Annotated in this window: 12 protein-coding genes; 5 read left to right on the top strand and 7 right to left on the bottom strand. The window is 59.2% G+C overall.

Annotation, left to right across the window (positions count from 1 at the left end; all coding sequences use genetic code 11):
• Positions 1-157 precede the first annotated feature (157 nt).
• The gene (gene gatB, locus RUESEDTHA_RS02140) at positions 158-1,669 is read right to left on the bottom strand and encodes an Asp-tRNA(Asn)/Glu-tRNA(Gln) amidotransferase subunit GatB (RefSeq protein ID WP_180883941.1); all 1,512 of its coding nucleotides are present in this window, start codon (positions 1,667-1,669) and stop codon (positions 158-160) included.
• A 71-nt stretch (positions 1,670-1,740) separates the two neighbouring features.
• Positions 1,741-2,931, bottom strand: a complete 1,191-nt coding sequence (locus RUESEDTHA_RS02135) for a hypothetical protein (RefSeq protein ID WP_255431594.1) — start codon at positions 2,929-2,931, stop codon at positions 1,741-1,743.
• On the opposite strand from RUESEDTHA_RS02135, the gene RUESEDTHA_RS02130 reads away from it, so the two are divergent.
• Positions 2,930-3,106, top strand: a complete 177-nt coding sequence (locus RUESEDTHA_RS02130) for a hypothetical protein (RefSeq protein WP_180884625.1) — start codon at positions 2,930-2,932, stop codon at positions 3,104-3,106. The two genes, RUESEDTHA_RS02135 and RUESEDTHA_RS02130, sit on opposite strands and share 2 nt — an antisense overlap.
• Positions 3,107-3,128: 22 nt before the next feature.
• On the opposite strand, the gene RUESEDTHA_RS02125 is transcribed toward RUESEDTHA_RS02130, so the two are convergent.
• Together RUESEDTHA_RS02125 and pepN are read right to left on the bottom strand one after the other, a co-directional pair.
• Positions 3,129-3,557, bottom strand: a complete 429-nt coding sequence (locus RUESEDTHA_RS02125; protein WP_180883936.1) for a hypothetical protein — start codon at positions 3,555-3,557, stop codon at positions 3,129-3,131.
• The gene (gene pepN / locus RUESEDTHA_RS02120) at positions 3,554-6,106 is read right to left on the bottom strand and encodes an aminopeptidase N (RefSeq protein ID WP_180883934.1); all 2,553 of its coding nucleotides are present in this window, start codon (positions 6,104-6,106) and stop codon (positions 3,554-3,556) included. The genes RUESEDTHA_RS02125 and pepN overlap by 4 nt, the downstream gene beginning before the upstream one ends.
• A gap of 204 nt (positions 6,107-6,310) precedes the next feature.
• Between pepN and RUESEDTHA_RS02115 the strand changes: the two genes are divergently transcribed.
• From RUESEDTHA_RS02115 to RUESEDTHA_RS02105, 3 genes are all read left to right on the top strand, one after another.
• Entirely contained in the window at positions 6,311-8,446 is a 2,136-nt protein-coding gene (locus tag RUESEDTHA_RS02115) for a malate synthase G (protein WP_180883932.1), read from the top strand.
• 82 nt (positions 8,447-8,528) lie between these two features.
• A complete protein-coding gene (locus RUESEDTHA_RS02110) occupies positions 8,529-8,954 on the top strand; it encodes a heme-binding protein (RefSeq protein ID WP_171120723.1) in 426 nt (141 codons plus the stop codon).
• 204 nt (positions 8,955-9,158) lie between these two features.
• Positions 9,159-9,938 (top strand): gamma-glutamyl-gamma-aminobutyrate hydrolase family protein, encoded by a 780-nt coding sequence (locus RUESEDTHA_RS02105; protein ID WP_180883930.1) that lies wholly within the window; start codon positions 9,159-9,161, stop codon positions 9,936-9,938.
• Between the two features lie 46 nt (positions 9,939-9,984).
• Here RUESEDTHA_RS02105 and RUESEDTHA_RS02100 read toward each other — a convergent pair whose 3' ends face one another.
• Both RUESEDTHA_RS02100 and RUESEDTHA_RS02095 read right to left on the bottom strand, forming a co-directional pair.
• On the bottom strand, positions 9,985-12,225 hold the full coding sequence (locus RUESEDTHA_RS02100; protein WP_180883928.1) for a xanthine dehydrogenase family protein molybdopterin-binding subunit: 2,241 nt from the start codon (positions 12,223-12,225) through the stop codon (positions 9,985-9,987).
• Positions 12,226-12,228: 3 nt separating this feature from the next.
• Complete coding sequence (locus RUESEDTHA_RS02095; RefSeq protein ID WP_180883926.1) at positions 12,229-12,693, bottom strand: (2Fe-2S)-binding protein; 465 nt, start codon at positions 12,691-12,693, stop codon at positions 12,229-12,231.
• A gap of 82 nt (positions 12,694-12,775) precedes the next feature.
• Here RUESEDTHA_RS02095 and RUESEDTHA_RS02090 point away from each other — a divergent pair, with 82 nt between their 5' ends.
• Positions 12,776-13,369: a TetR/AcrR family transcriptional regulator gene (locus RUESEDTHA_RS02090; protein ID WP_180883925.1), complete on the top strand. Its 594-nt coding sequence runs from the start codon at positions 12,776-12,778 to the stop codon at positions 13,367-13,369.
• Here RUESEDTHA_RS02090 and kynU read toward each other — a convergent pair.
• On the bottom strand, positions 13,362-14,555 hold the full coding sequence (kynU, locus tag RUESEDTHA_RS02085) for a kynureninase (RefSeq protein WP_180883922.1): 1,194 nt from the start codon (positions 14,553-14,555) through the stop codon (positions 13,362-13,364). The genes RUESEDTHA_RS02090 and kynU overlap by 8 nt on opposite strands.
• Positions 14,556-14,672: the final 117 nt, after the last annotated feature.

Here is a 14,672-nt window from a genome sequence, read left to right as displayed (position 1 = left end):
GGTTCTTCCTACCTGTTCGTTCCCGGCAATCTAGCATGTTGAGGCTATTGGGAAAGTCATCTTCGCGCAGTCCGCAGCGTGTGTTGCCACGGCACAGCGCAAAAGAAAGGCGGCAGAGGGGATGCCCCTTGCCGCCCTTGCACTAATTTTCGATGACTTAGCCGCCCAGTTTCTTGCTCACCAGCTCGTTCACAGCCTTGGGGTTGGCCTTGCCGCCGGTGGCTTTCATCACCTGACCCACGAACCAGCCTGCCAACTTGGGGTTCACCTTGGCCTTTTCGACCTGCGCAGGGTTGGCGGCGATGATCTCGTCCAGCGCAGCCTCAATCGCACCGGTATCGGTGACCTGCTTCATGCCGCGCTCTTCCACGATCTGCGCGGGGTCGCCGCCTTCGGTATAGACGATCTCGAACAGGTCCTTGGCGATCTTGCCTGAGATGGCATCCGAGGAAATCAGGTCGATGATCCCACCCAACTGTGCCGGAGACACGGGGCTATCGGTGATATCGTGGTCTTCTTTCTTCAACCGGCCGAACAGTTCGTTGATCACCCAGTTCGCGGCCAGTTTGCCGTTGCGACCCTTGGCGACTTCTTCGAAATACGCGGCGCTTTCTACTTCGGCGGTCAGGACCGAGGCGTCATAATCGGTCAGGCCAAACACCTCAATGAAGCGCGCTTTCTTGGCGTCGGGCAGTTCGGGCAGTTTGGAGGCGATGTCGTCGACCCACGCTTGCTCGATCTCAAGCGGCAGCAGGTCAGGGTCGGGGAAATAGCGATAGTCGTGCGCTTCTTCCTTGGACCGCATCGAACGGGTTTCGCCCTTGTCCGGGTCGTACAGGCGAGTTTCCTGCTCGACCTCACCACCACCTTCGACAATGGCGATCTGACGGCGGGCTTCAACCTCAATGGCCTGTTGAATAAAGCGCATCGAATTCATGTTCTTGATTTCGCACCGTGTGCCCAGTTGCGAGAAATCCTGTGTTTCCTGATATTTCTCATACGCCCCCGGCAAACAGATCGACACGTTCACGTCCGCCCGCAGGTTGCCGTTCTGCATGTTGCCATCGCAGGTGCCCAGATAGCGCATGATCTGGCGCAGCTTGGCGATATAGGCGGCGGCTTCTTCGGGGCCACGGATGTCGGGGCGCGAGACGATCTCCATCAAGCAGACGCCCGTCCGGTTCAGATCGACGAAGGACATATGCGGGTCCATGTCGTGGATCGACTTGCCCGCGTCCTGCTCCATGTGGATACGTTCGATACGGACCATGCGCGCAGTGCCGTCGCCCATCTCAACCAGCACTTCGCCTTCGCCCACGATGGGGTGATAAAGCTGCGAGATCTGGTAGCCCTGCGGAAGGTCGGGGTAGAAATAGTTCTTGCGGTCAAAGGCCGATTTCAGGTTGATATCCGCCTTTAGGCCCAGCCCGGTGCGCACCGCCTGTTCCACGCAATATTCGTTGATGACCGGCAGCATCCCCGGCATCGCGGCGTCCACAAAGGCCACGTTCGAATTCGGTTCGGCCCCGAATTGGGTCGAGGCACCGGAGAACAGCTTGGCATTGGATGAGACCTGCGCGTGCACCTCCATCCCGATCACCAGTTCCCAATCGTGCTTGGCCCCGGCAATGGTTTTGATTTTGGGCATTTCGTATGTCAGGTCGAGCATGGCGCGCCTCTATTTCCGCAGAAGTCTAAGCCTGCGTATTAGGCGCGCTGCGCCAAAGGAGCAAGGGGGAATCAGTGACCTGACAGGTGCAGACCCGAAGGCGTAAAGGTGACGTCCATGCCGCTGCGCAATTCTTCACGGAACAAATCGCCAATCGCACGCAGGGCATCGCGGTGACCACGCGCCGCAAACCTCTCGGGCGAGGTGATGCGGACCGAGTTGTTGAACCCATTCGCAGCATGCGCCCAGATCAACGGATGCAGCTCGGTCATGTGATCGCGGATCAGCCAGTTCGCGGCCTCATGAATTTGCGCGCGTACTTCATCAGCCTTTTCGTTCAGGCCACGCCCGTTCTGAATGGTGATGGCGCAATAAGCGGCCAACATATTGACGGTCTCCTGATCGGGGCGTTGACGCAGGATGTCACGCAGCCCTTCCAGGAAATATTCCACGTCCAGCCGGGCACATGCCTCCGGATCAAGGGCAATCGCGTCGAACTGCGCCCAGGTATACCCGCCAGCACCCCAGATTTCGTGTGTCCGTGCGGCGTTGCGAAGGGCCTGAACCTCAAGCTCTTCATAGCTGCCGAACCAACGCGGCAGCAGGTGTGTGCCCATAGCACGCATGTGACGCTGATTGTGCGGGTCCAGAGTAATCAGACGCTCGTATTTGTCGGCCACCCGGATGTTCGACTTACGTTGCCCGGCCAGCAGAGCGCAGTCAGCCGCAGCAACCAGCGGGCTTTCGGGCGCGGCCTCGCGGCATTTCGGAAGGATTGCTGCCGCCCGGTCGAAATGTGCAGCGCAGCGCGATTGGTGCAGGGGCGGCAATTTGGTGCCCGTGGACGTTCCGCGCCATGCCCAGGCCAGATCAATATGCGCAAGAGCAACAACCAACGCGATCATCGGATCGCCTTCGTGATCGCGCATTTCATCTTCCAGTTCGGAAATGCCACACAGCACGTCGTAGTCAGACAGCGCTTTCCAATCAGAAAGCGCGTGCTCGACCGCCAAAACGACGTCGGCGCGGGCACCAAAGGCCAGAAGGTCTGCGATCGGCATACCGTCAGGCGCCGACTCCCGAGCATCGTCCGCGGCTCGCATTTGCCGCGACAGCTCGGACCAGCGTCCCTGACGCGCCAGATGACGCCCGGATTCGATCGTCTTGCGCCCCACCAGATCTTCGGCCTGAAGCTCTGCTACAGGGATATTCAACTGCCCCTGATCAGGCATTGCCGCAGCGACCTCAGGCGAAAACGCCATGTCGGACGGCATCGTCAGAGAAGAAGCCTGTGCATTGGATGAAGAGGTGCGGAACAACCGTAACATGGTGAAACTCGGAACTGTAAAAACTGGTAACTTAGGAACCAAGCTTCTCTGGAATTTGCATCAAATTCAAGATTTGGGGGAGTATTTGTGTCGTTTTGGTGAACAGTGAGACTTTTTTCCCGGTATTGCTGTCAGAATACACTGAAGTGATGCCGTTCCACTCGGATCCCAGCCTGCTCAAAGATGGACTCAAACTCTGCGTGTGGGGGGATCGACTCATCCGGCAGCCGAATTCGTTTTCCCGAGATCGTAATCAACGAAACGCGCACGGAAAAATCCCAGCGGGTGTCAAAGCGGACATAGTCAATTTCCGACAATTTCACCTCGGCTGTTCGGTTGCCGGTGAACCAATTCAGCTTGTTCTGATCAAGCGACAGGCCCGCGCTTGTATCCCGTACAACGTCCCAAAGGGCCGGCAGCGTTGGAAGCGCCAGCAAGCCAATCAGCCACCAGACGGCGTCAAACAGGATCACCAGCGAAATCAATGCCGCATACACAAGGATCAGGATCACGACCGTCCGGGGTGTTCGGTTGTGACGTGTATAAGTGAACGGTGTCATGCGCCCAGAATACGCGAGACCATTTCGGTCGTATCGCGCGACAAGTCCGCTGTATCTGCAATGCGCCTCAGATGTGTGCGGATCAGGTCCTGACGGTCCGCGTCATAGCGTTTCCAAGTCTGAAAGGCCGAGCACATCCTTGCAGTAGTCTGCGGGTTGACCGGGTCCAGCTTGATCAGCCAGTCGGCCAGCAACGCATACCCAGCGCCGTCTCCGCGGTGGAAGCCTGCGTGGTTCATCGCCAAAGACCCCATGACCGCGCGGAATCGGTTGGGGTTTTTCCAGTTGAAATCCGGATGCTTGGTTAGTTTGCGTGCCACATCCGCAGTGGATTCAGGCGCGGCCATAGCGACCTGTAGACCGAACCATTTGTCCACCACAAGCCGATCGTGCTTCCACTGATCGTAGAAGGCGGTCAACTCAGCCTCACCTTTGCCAGCGCGCAAAAGGTAGGATAGGGCGGAAAGTTGCAGGGTCATGTTGTCGGCGGTCTCATAGCTGTCAGCGGCCTTGGCTCCGCTGTCCAATCGCGTGGTCAGCGCCAGTGCCGCCCCACCCAGTGCACGCTTGCCTGATTGATCGGCGTCAGGACTAAAGGGCGCATCAATCATGGTTTCGCTGTGCAGGCGCGGCAGCAAGTCCTGCACGTGTTGCGCCGTGACCTGCCGCAGGGTTTCTATGGCGGTCCAGATCGTCATTGGATCAGGTGTTACACCGCGTTCGTGCAGAGCTGCCGCCAGTTCCGATTGTGTCGGCAGGCCCAACATCAGTGCACGATAGGCCGGGTCAAGATCACGATCGCGCAGCACGGCCAGCAGCCCGTCAAGATAGTCGGAATCAGGCGACGCGCCGGTTTGGATCATCGCCAACAGAGTGTCTTCGGCCAACGAACGCCCGGCCTGCCAGCGGTTGAACGGGTCCGTGTCATGGGCCAGCAGGAAGGCGCGTTCGCTATTGCTCTGATCTTGTTCAAGAATGACCGGGGCCGAGAAATCCCTCAGGATCGAAGCCGTCGGTTTGGCGGCCAGCCCTGTGAAGGTAAAGCTCTGGCTGGCCTCTGTCAGTTCCAGCACCTCGGTCGCGCGGACCTCATCCCCGTTAGGGCCCAACAAGCCCAAGGCAACCGGGATCACCTGAGGCAGCTTTTCGTCCTGCCCCGGCGTGGGTTCGGTGCGTTGCGACAGGGTCAAAGTATAGGTGCCGTCGGCCCAATCCTCGGCCACGGTCACGCGGGGGGTGCCGGATTGGCTGTACCAGCGTTTGAACTGTGACAGATCACGGCCCGTCGTATCCTCGAACACTTTGATCCAGTCTTCGATGGTGCAGGCCTGACCGTCGTGACGATCAAAATACAAGTCCAGCGCCTTCGCGTACGCCTTATCCCCGACCAGCCGTTTTAGCATCCCGATGACTTCAGCGCCTTTTTCATAGACGGTGGCGGTGTAAAAGTTGTTGATTTCCTGAAAGCTTTCGGGTCGAACCGGATGGGACAAAGGCCCGTTGTCCTCGGGGAATTGCCGTGCGCGCAGGTCAATGGCGTCGTGGATGCGTTTCACCGGGGCTGATCGCATGTCTGAGGTGAACTGCGCATCGCGGAACACGGTCAGCCCCTCTTTCAGGCACAGTTGGAACCAGTCGCGGCAGGTGATGCGGTTGCCGGTCCAATTGTGAAAATACTCATGGGCAATGATCGCCTCGATCCGTTCGAAATTCATGTCGGTTGAGGTCTCGGGGCTGGCCAGAACTGCGGAGGAGTTGAAGATGTTCAGCCCCTTGTTCTCCATCGCGCCCATGTTGAAATCGTCCACGGCGACGATGTTGAACACGTCCAGATCGTATTCGCGGCCATAGACGTCCTCATCCCATTTCATCGACTTTTTCAGCGCCTCCATGCCGAAGGCGCATTTGCCTTCGTCGCCGGGACGGACCCAGAGGTTCAGTTCGATGTCCCGGCCCGACATGGTGGTGAACTGGCCGGGATGCGCGATCAGATCGCCCGCGACGAGCGCGAACAAATAGGCAGGTTTGGGCCATGGGTCGGTCCATTCGGCCCATCCGTCGCCCTTGCCGCTTGGGTTGCCGTTGGACAGCAATACCGGAAGATCGCCATTGATGCGCACGGTAAAGGTGGACATCACATCGGGCCGGTCGGGGTAATACGTGATCTTGCGGAACCCTTCGGCCTCGCACTGGGTGCAGTACATGCCGTTCGACATATAAAGCCCCTCAAGCGCGGTGTTGTTGCCGGGGTCGATCTCAACCTCGGCCTCCCAGATGAAGGGCGCATCGGGGGCGGGGGCGGTCAGGCCCTTGTCGGTGATCTCGGGCGTGACATCGACGCCGTCAATGGTCGCGCGTATCAGGGTCAGGTCTTCGCCGTGCAAGAAGAATGTGGGGTCCGTCGCCTCGGGGTTGGGGCGGAACGCAATGCGCGCGGTCACGCGGGTCGCATGGGCCGCCAGATCAAAGGTCAGATGCACGCTATCCACGATGTAGCCGAATGGCGTGTAGTCTTTCAGGTAGATCGTTTGGGGGGCAGCGTCGCGCATCGGGACCTCGCATCATTTGATAACTGGCGCGACGTTATGGTCTGAGGCGATGGGCTGCAACCGCGGCTTCATTGCCTTGTCGTATTTGAAGCAGCTTCGTGCAACGCCGAAGGCTTTAAATGTGACGTCGAAAGTTGCCTATCGGAAACAATCGGCCTAAATGCTGGCTGCATACAATGGCGCACAATGGCGGAGAGACACCAAATGAGCAGCAGACAGGCACGCAGCGGACTTCAGGTCGATACGATTCTGGCCGAATTCATCGAGGGCAAGGCCCTGCCGGGAACCGGTGTATCCGCCGATACGTTCTGGGATGGTCTGTCGCGGATGGTAGCCGAGCTGGGGCCGAAGAACCGAGACTTTCTAGCCAAACGAGAAGAGCTTCAGGGCCGGATCGACGCATGGCACGTGGACCGCAAAGGTCAGGATCACGACGCCGACGCCTATCAAGCCTTCCTGCGTGAGATCGGCTATCTGGTCGAAGAAGGCGAAGATTTCCAGATCGAAACCGCCAATGTCGACCCCGAGATAGCTTCAACGCCCGGCCCGCAATTGGTTGTGCCAATCACCAATGCCCGCTTTGCGCTGAACGCCGCCAACGCACGTTGGGGCAGCCTGTATGATGCCCTGTACGGCACCGACGCCATGGGCGATCTGCCTTCTGCAGGAGGATATGACGAAGCGCGCGGTGCCCGTGTGATTGCATGGGCCAAAGGCTTTCTGGATGATGCTGTGCCGCTGGCCGCAGGGTCGTGGGCCGATGTGCCCAAACTGCGCGTCGAAGGCGGCGCGCTGGTACCCGCGCTGGCCGACCCATCGGCGTTTGTGGGCTTTGGCGTTGAGGCTGAGAAGCCCGATTTCGTTCTGCTGAAGAACAACGGCCTGCATGTGAAAATTGTCGTCGATGCCTCGAGCAACATTGGCGCGGCTGATCCGGCTGGGATTGCCGATGTTCATCTGGAATCGGCGCTGTCTACCATCATGGACTGCGAGGACTCGGTCGCTTGTGTGGATGCCGAGGATAAGGTCGTGGCCTATGGCAACTGGCTGGGTCTGATGAAAGGCGATCTGGCCGAAGAGGTGACCAAGGGAGGCACGACCTTCACTCGGAAGCTGTCTGACGACCTGACCTATATCACCGCAGGCGGCGAACAGGACGTACTAAAAGGCCGTTCGCTGATGTTGATCCGAAATGTGGGTCACTTGATGACTAATCCGGCCGTTCTGGACGGTGATGGCAATGAGATTGGCGAGGGCCTGATGGACGCGCTCTGCACCACGCTGATTGCGATGCATGACCTTCAGCGTGAGGGCGGGAACTCGGTCAAGGGGTCGGTCTATGTGGTCAAGCCCAAGATGCACGGCCCCGCCGAAGTGGCCTTTGCGGTCGAGATTTTCGATATGGTCGAAGACATCCTTGGCCTGCCGCGCAACACCGTCAAGCTGGGCATCATGGATGAGGAACGCCGCACCTCGGCCAACCTGCGGGAATGTATTCGCGCTGCGAAGTCGCGCGTCGCCTTTATCAATACCGGCTTTCTGGACCGCACGGGGGATGAGATTCACACCTCGATCGAGGCGGGCCCGATGTTGCCAAAGGGCGATATGAAGGTGACGCCGTGGATTGCGTCTTATGAGGATCGCAATGTCGATATCGGTTTGGCTTGTGGCCTGAAGGGCAAGGCGCAGATCGGCAAAGGTATGTGGGCGATGCCCGACCGGATGGGGGACATGCTGGATCAGAAGATCGGCCATCCGAAATCCGGCGCAACCTGCGCTTGGGTGCCGTCACCGACCGCTGCGACCCTGCACGCCACGCATTACCATAAGGTCGACGTTTTGGCCCGTCAGGACGAACTGGCCGCAGGCGGTGCACGGGGCACTCTGGATGATCTGCTTACCGTGCCGTTGCTGGGAGGCCGCAATCTGAGCGATGATGAAATCACGCGTGAGGTCGAGAACAACGCGCAAGGCATTCTTGGTTATGTGGTGCGCTGGGTCGATCAGGGGGTGGGCTGTTCGAAAGTGCCCGACATCAACGATATCGGCCTGATGGAAGACCGCGCGACCTGCCGGATTTCGTCTCAGGCGCTAGCCAATTGGCTGCATCATGATGTGGTCAGCGAGGCACAGGTGATGGCCGCGATGCAGAAGATGGCCGCCGTGGTGGATCGTCAGAATGAGGGCGACCCAAGCTACCGCCCGATGGCTCCTGATTTTGACGGTATTGCGTTTCAAGCGGCCTGTGATCTGGTTTTCAAAGGTCGGGTGCAGCCCTCGGGCTATACCGAGCCGGTCCTGCACGCCCGCCGTTTGGAGCTGAAAGCCAGCCTGGCGTGAGTGGGTACGGCGGGAACGAGGGGGCTGTCTGCCCCCTCGCGCTCCCCCGAGGATATTTTTAGCCAGATGAAAGGGATCAGGGATGGTTGTTACATTGCGTAAGGCGCGCACCATTGTGCGCAAGGCTTTGGAAAAGGGCCGTGAGTTGGAATTGAAACCGCTTTCGGTTGTGGTTCTGGATGCCGGCGGGCATGTTATCGCGTTTGAACGCGAAGATGGTGCTGCGCCGGGTCGTTTTGCGATTGCGCAGGGCAAGGCCTATGGCTCGGTCATGCTGGGCATGGCGGGTACGGCGCAGATGGCGCGGGCCGAGGCGCAGGCTTATTTCATGGCCGCCGTGAACGGAGTGTATGGGGGACAGGTCGTCCCGGTTCCGGGCGGCGTGTTGCTGCGCGATAAGAAGGGCGCTGTGATTGGGGCTGTTGGCGTGACTGGCGATACCTCGGACAATGATGCGGTTGCGGCGATGGCTGGGATTGAGGCTGCTGGTCTGGTCGGCGAAGTCTGATTGGTTGAAATTTTCCGCGAGCAGCAGATGCTCTTTGATCTGCGGAGTTCGCGGAACGACGAAGAAATGGGCAAGTGCCGTCGCAGGTGCCCCAATGTGCAGGGTTGAACAAGTACTTGCGCTGATACACAGGGGGTGTGCTATTGCACGCTTTTGACCCTGCGGATAGCTTTCGTGAAACGCGCAACAGATTAGGAAAACGGAATGTCTCGGCCCGTCGTCGGTATCATCGGCAACTCTTACCTTATGAACGATGAATACCCGACCCATGCGGGCGGGACGATGAATTCTGAAGCCGTGGCGAACGTGTCGGGCTGTCTGCCGCTGCTGATCCCGGCTGATCCGCGTTATGTCTCGGTCGAGGAATTGCTTGAGGTGTGCGACGGCTTTCTACTGACGGGTGGTCGGCCCAACGTGCACCCGGAAGAATACGGTGAACCCGAGACTGAAGCACATGGTGAATTTGACCGTGCCCGTGACGCGATCACCCTGCCGTTGGTGCGAGCCTGCGTCGAGCGAGGGCAGCCGTTCTTTGGAATCTGCCGGGGGTTTCAAGAGGTCAACGTCGCAATGGGCGGGACGTTGTATCCGGAAATCCGCGAGCTGCCTGGTCGGATGAACCACCGTATGCCGCCCGATGGAACACTGGAGGAGAAATTCGCGCTGCGCCATATCGTGACCCTGTCCGATGGTGGTGTGTTCCACCGACTTATGGGCGCTTGTGAGGTGATGACAAACACGCTGCATGGGCAGGGTATCAAAACCGTGGGACATAGGATCGTGATTGAAGGCCATGCGCCGGACGGGACGCCAGAGGCGATCTATGTTAAGGATGCGCCGGGTTTTACCCTGTCGGTTCAATGGCACCCGGAATGGGATGCTGAAAACGATCCCGTGTCGCGCCCATTGTTCAAAGCGTTCGGAGCAGCCGTTCATGCTTGGTCTGAAGGGTCCGGCGCGAGGCTCATCCAGCAGAGCGCGTAATTCGTGCGCCGGTCCGGGAGGGAAGAACCAGACCGGCGCAACGCGATCAAACCAGCAGATTGAACTGATTGATCAGGGGTAGCGTCCGCGCGCGTTCACCTGTCAGGTCAAAAAGCGCATTTCCCAAAGCTGGCAAGGACGGAGGTGTTCCAGGCTCACCAACACCACCCAGACGGGGGTTAGTTTCAAGAACCCGAACTTCGGTGAGCGGAGCGTTGTGCATCCGCAGGGCGTCATAGTCGGGGAAGTTGTACTGTTCGACTTCACCGTCCGAGAAAGTAATCTCGCCCGTTACCGCCGCCGACAGTCCATAGATCATGCCGCCGACCATCTGTGCCTTGACCGTGCCGGGGTCCAGCGCGAGGCCGACGTCACAGGCGATCCACGCCTTAGCGATGCGGATGGTGCCATCTTCGTCAACAACTTCGATCACTTGTGCGACTGGCGTACCAAAGCTGTAGGTCATCGCAACGCCGCGTCCGACGCCATCTGGGGTTTGGCCGGTCCAGCCCGACATTTCCTTTACGGCCTGCAAAACACCCGCAGCCGGGGCGAATTCGGCCTTGGCCAGTTCCAGACGGAACTCCAACGGGTCGCGGCCAGCGGCATGGGCCATCTCGTCCATGAACGTCTCGTGGAAGAATCCGTTATGGCTGTTGCCGACCGAACGCCAGAAACCCACAGGCACGTCCAGATCGGCAATGTGACCGCTGATGCGATAATTCGGAACCGCATAGGGTTGATTGAACAGCCCCTCGACCAGCACCTTGTCAGGGCCGCCGCCCGGCATACCGGTATACCGCTCGACAGCTTGCTGGGTGCAGGATTGGGCCGCAACCTTGCCGTCGATCAGAACCGCCGCGCCATCCTTTACCGCACCCCGCATCCGCGCCAGCGCGCCGGGGCGGTAGAAATCGTGGCGCATATCTTCTTCGCGGCTCCAGGTGGTCTGGACCGGAACGTTGGGCATGGCCATCGCGACCTTCGTGGCGATTTCCGCAAAATCCAGCTCTCCGCGCCGCCCAAAGCCGCCGCCCAGATAAGTGGTGTGAACTTCGACCGCCTCCTTGTCCAGGTTGGCGGTGTTTGCGGCGCGGATTTGCAACAGGGTCGGGGCCTGATTGCCGCACCACAGGTCCAATTTGGTGCCGGTGAACAGCGCGGTGGCGTTCATCGGCTCCATCGTGGAATGCGCCAGATAGGGCACGCGGTATTCGGCGGTGATCTCGGTCGCGCCGTCGGGCAGCACGTCCACATCGCCATCGTCGCGCATGGTCGAGTTCGGCGCGTCTTCAAACGCCTGGGCGATCGTGGCGAACAGGTCGTCGGTCTCAGACGGGTAGGGGGCGTCGGCCCAATCGACGTCGATCGCCTCGACCGCCTGAATGGCCAGCCATGTGTTGGTGGCGACAACCGCAACGCCATTGCCCAGATCCACGACCATTTCAACGCCGGGCATGGATTGGGCCGCGCTCGCGTTAAAGCTGTTCATCGCGCCGCCCAGCTTGGGGTTCATCCGAACCGAAGCGAATTTCAGACCTTCGGGGCGCACGTCTATGCCGTACTCGGCGGTGCCGGTGGTTTTACCTACGATATCCACGCGCGGCAGATTCTGCCCCAGCAGACGCCAGTCCGATGGATCGCGCAGTTCCGCATGAGGCGGGTCGATCCGGCCTGCGGCTTCGGCCAGTTCCGTATAGGGGATGCGTGTGCCATCCGGTGCGATCACCACGCCCGCTTCGGTTTTCAACTGCGCACGGTCAACGCCCAGCCGATCCGCCGCCGCCTGTTTCAAGGTTTCCCGCGCGGTTGCTCCGGCCTCGCGCATACGCTCAAATCCGTCTTTCATCGAGGTCGAGCCGCCGGTGACTTGCAAGCTGAGGGTTTTGCCGAGGACACCAAGGGCTTCACCCAGATTGTGCTGGAAGTCGGAGATGTCATATCCCTTGTTCGGCAGACCTTCACCAACCAGAGCAGAGTTATAGTAGGCTGCCGCAGCAGGACCATGCAGAACGCGGATATCGTCCATTTCCACGTCCAGTTCTTCTGCGATCAGGGCAGCCCAGGTGGTCATCACGCCCTGTCCCATCTCGGCGCGTGGGGCGAACAAGGTCACGCCCTGCTGGTCAATCAGGATAAACGGGCTGAGTGCGGTTTCACCTTTTGCCGGCTTCAGCGGGTTCGCTGCCGGGCGGGTAACGTAATACGCACCAAAGGCAACGCCGCCGACGATAGCTGCCGAACCGATCAGGAATGTGCGGCGAAGGATTTTACCAACAGATGCCATTGCTCACGCCTCCTTCAACTTGGAAGCCGCATCGTGGATTGCGGCCCGGATGCGTGGATAGGTTCCACAACGACACAGGTTGCCCTGCATCGCGTCGTCGATGTCAGCATCGGTCGGAGAGGAGTTCTCGGCCAGCAAGGCCGCCGCTTGCATGATCTGACCCGATTGGCAGTATCCGCATTGCGCAACCTGATGGTCGACCCAGGCTTGCTGGATCTTGGCCATCGAGTCCGGCGTGCCGAGACCTTCGATGGTTGTTACGTCGCCCCAGACATCAGACAACGCAACCTGGCAGGACCGCACGGCCTCGCCGTCGATATGGACAGTACAGGCACCACAGGCGGCAACACCGCAGCCAAATTTGGTGCCGGTCAGGCCGACCTCATCCCTCAGAACCCACAGCAGGGGAACATCGTCAGGCAAATCTACCTGATACGACGTACCGTTAACGTTCAAATTGGTCGCCATGGTGTTCCCCTCTTGGCTTTGCTGACGTGCTGACATATTTAATACGAGATGTCAGTCAGTCAACTGACAAATGAAACAAAAAATGTCAAAGGTTCAGATGAGAGACTTTGCGCTCGACGAAAAAACCCGGGCTATCCTTGAATCCGCGCTGCGGGTCTTTTCGACCTATGGATTCAAGAAGACCTCGATGGATGACATAGCCAAAGGTGCGGGGATGTCGCGCCCAGCTTTGTACCTGTACTTCGAGAACAAAGAAGCCATCCTGCGAAAACTGACAGAGCTGCACTACGAGGAAAAGGCAGCGGCCGTTGCCAAGGCGCTGAATGTGGACGGGCCTGTGTCACAGGTTTTCGGAAACGCGATCCGCGTTCAGACGGACGGGATGGCAGAGATCATGTCTTCAGCACATGGGCTCGAACTGCTGGACGCAGGTATTTCAATGGCATCTGACATTGTCACGCAAGGCGAGGCGCAGTTGCTGGAGCTTTACGCAAACTGGCTTGAACGCGAGGCAGAAAACGGGCGGATACGCCTGTTCGACAGCCCGCGAGAAACGGCCAGAATGATTGGCGCTGCGCTGCGCGGTAACAAGATCGCCGCCACTGATTACCAGCAGTTCGACCGCATGAACACGAACTTTGCCACGATTGTCGGTGCTGGGCTTGTGGTCAGGTAACCCGCTGGCGTTGCTTGTACTCCGGGGTGTCCCACAACCGGTTCGCCATAATATCGGCCAGAATGTCCACCGCGCGTTCAACATCCTGCTCGTCGATGAATAACGGCGTAAATCCGAACCGCATGATGTCGGGCGCACGAAAATCTCCGATAACACCGCGTGCGATGAGCGCCTGCATAGCCGCATAGCCTTCTTCAAAGCGGAATGAGACCTGGCTGCCGCGCTGCTTTGCGTCGCGCGGACTGGCAAGGCGCAACTCGGGGCAGGTGGCTTCGACCCGGTTGATAAACAATTCAGTCAGCGCGATGGACTTGGCGCGCACGTCTGCCATGTCAGCCATGTCCCAGATATCCATTGCAGCGGACAGGGCGGTCATCTGGATGATCGGAGGGGTGCCTACCCGCATCCTCTCGATCCCGCTGCCCGGACGATATTCGAGGTCAAAAGAAAAGGGTGCCTCATGCCCAAGCCAACCTGAGAGCGCGGGGCGAACACGGTCAGTCAGGCGTGGTGCGACGTAGATGAACGCAGGCGCTCCGGGGCCGCCATTGAGGTATTTGTAGGTGCATCCCACCGCAAAGTCGGCATTGCAGCCAGACAAGTCCACAGGAATCGCCCCGGCAGAGTGGGCCAGATCCCAGACCGTTATGGTTCCGTTGGCGTGGGCAAGTTCCGTCAGCGCCTTCATGTCGTGCATCCGGCCCGACCGGTAATCGACCTCGGTCAGCATCAAAACGGCCACGTCTTCGGTGATGTGCGCAGCCACATCCTCGGGTGCGACAACGCGCAATTCATAGTCCGGCCCCAAAGAGCGCAGCAGCCCGTCCACCATATAAAGGTCGGATGGGAAGTTGCCGTTGTCCGACAACACGACCTTGCGATCCGGGCACAGTTCCAGCGCCGAGGCCACCGCTTGATAAACCTTGATCGACAAGGTGTCGCCGGTTACCACGCTGCTGGGCTCTGCTCCGATCAGTCGGCCGATGCGATCACCCAATCCGATCGGAAACCCCATCCATCCGGCCTTGTTCCAGCCGGTGATCAGCATCTTGCCCCATTCCTCGGTCATCATCTCAGCAACGCGCGACGTCGCTGCCTTGGGTACGGGGCCCAGCGAATTGCCGTCCAGATAAACCACGCCATCCGGCAGGTCGAACATAGCCTTGGTTGCTTTGAAGTCAGTCATTGGCGGGCCTTCGTCTCTGTGTGTCGACCAACGGCTAGCTCATCCGACCTTGTCTGTCTATCGGGGGCGGAGAGGGCAAAGGGTGAGATAAATTTCCTGCGACTTTCTGCGATTTTG

The organism is Ruegeria sp. THAF57 (genome assembly GCF_903914075.1).
In the GTDB taxonomy this organism is placed as follows: domain Bacteria; phylum Pseudomonadota; class Alphaproteobacteria; order Rhodobacterales; family Rhodobacteraceae; genus Ruegeria.
This window is presented reverse-complemented; position numbering and strand designations above follow the sequence as displayed.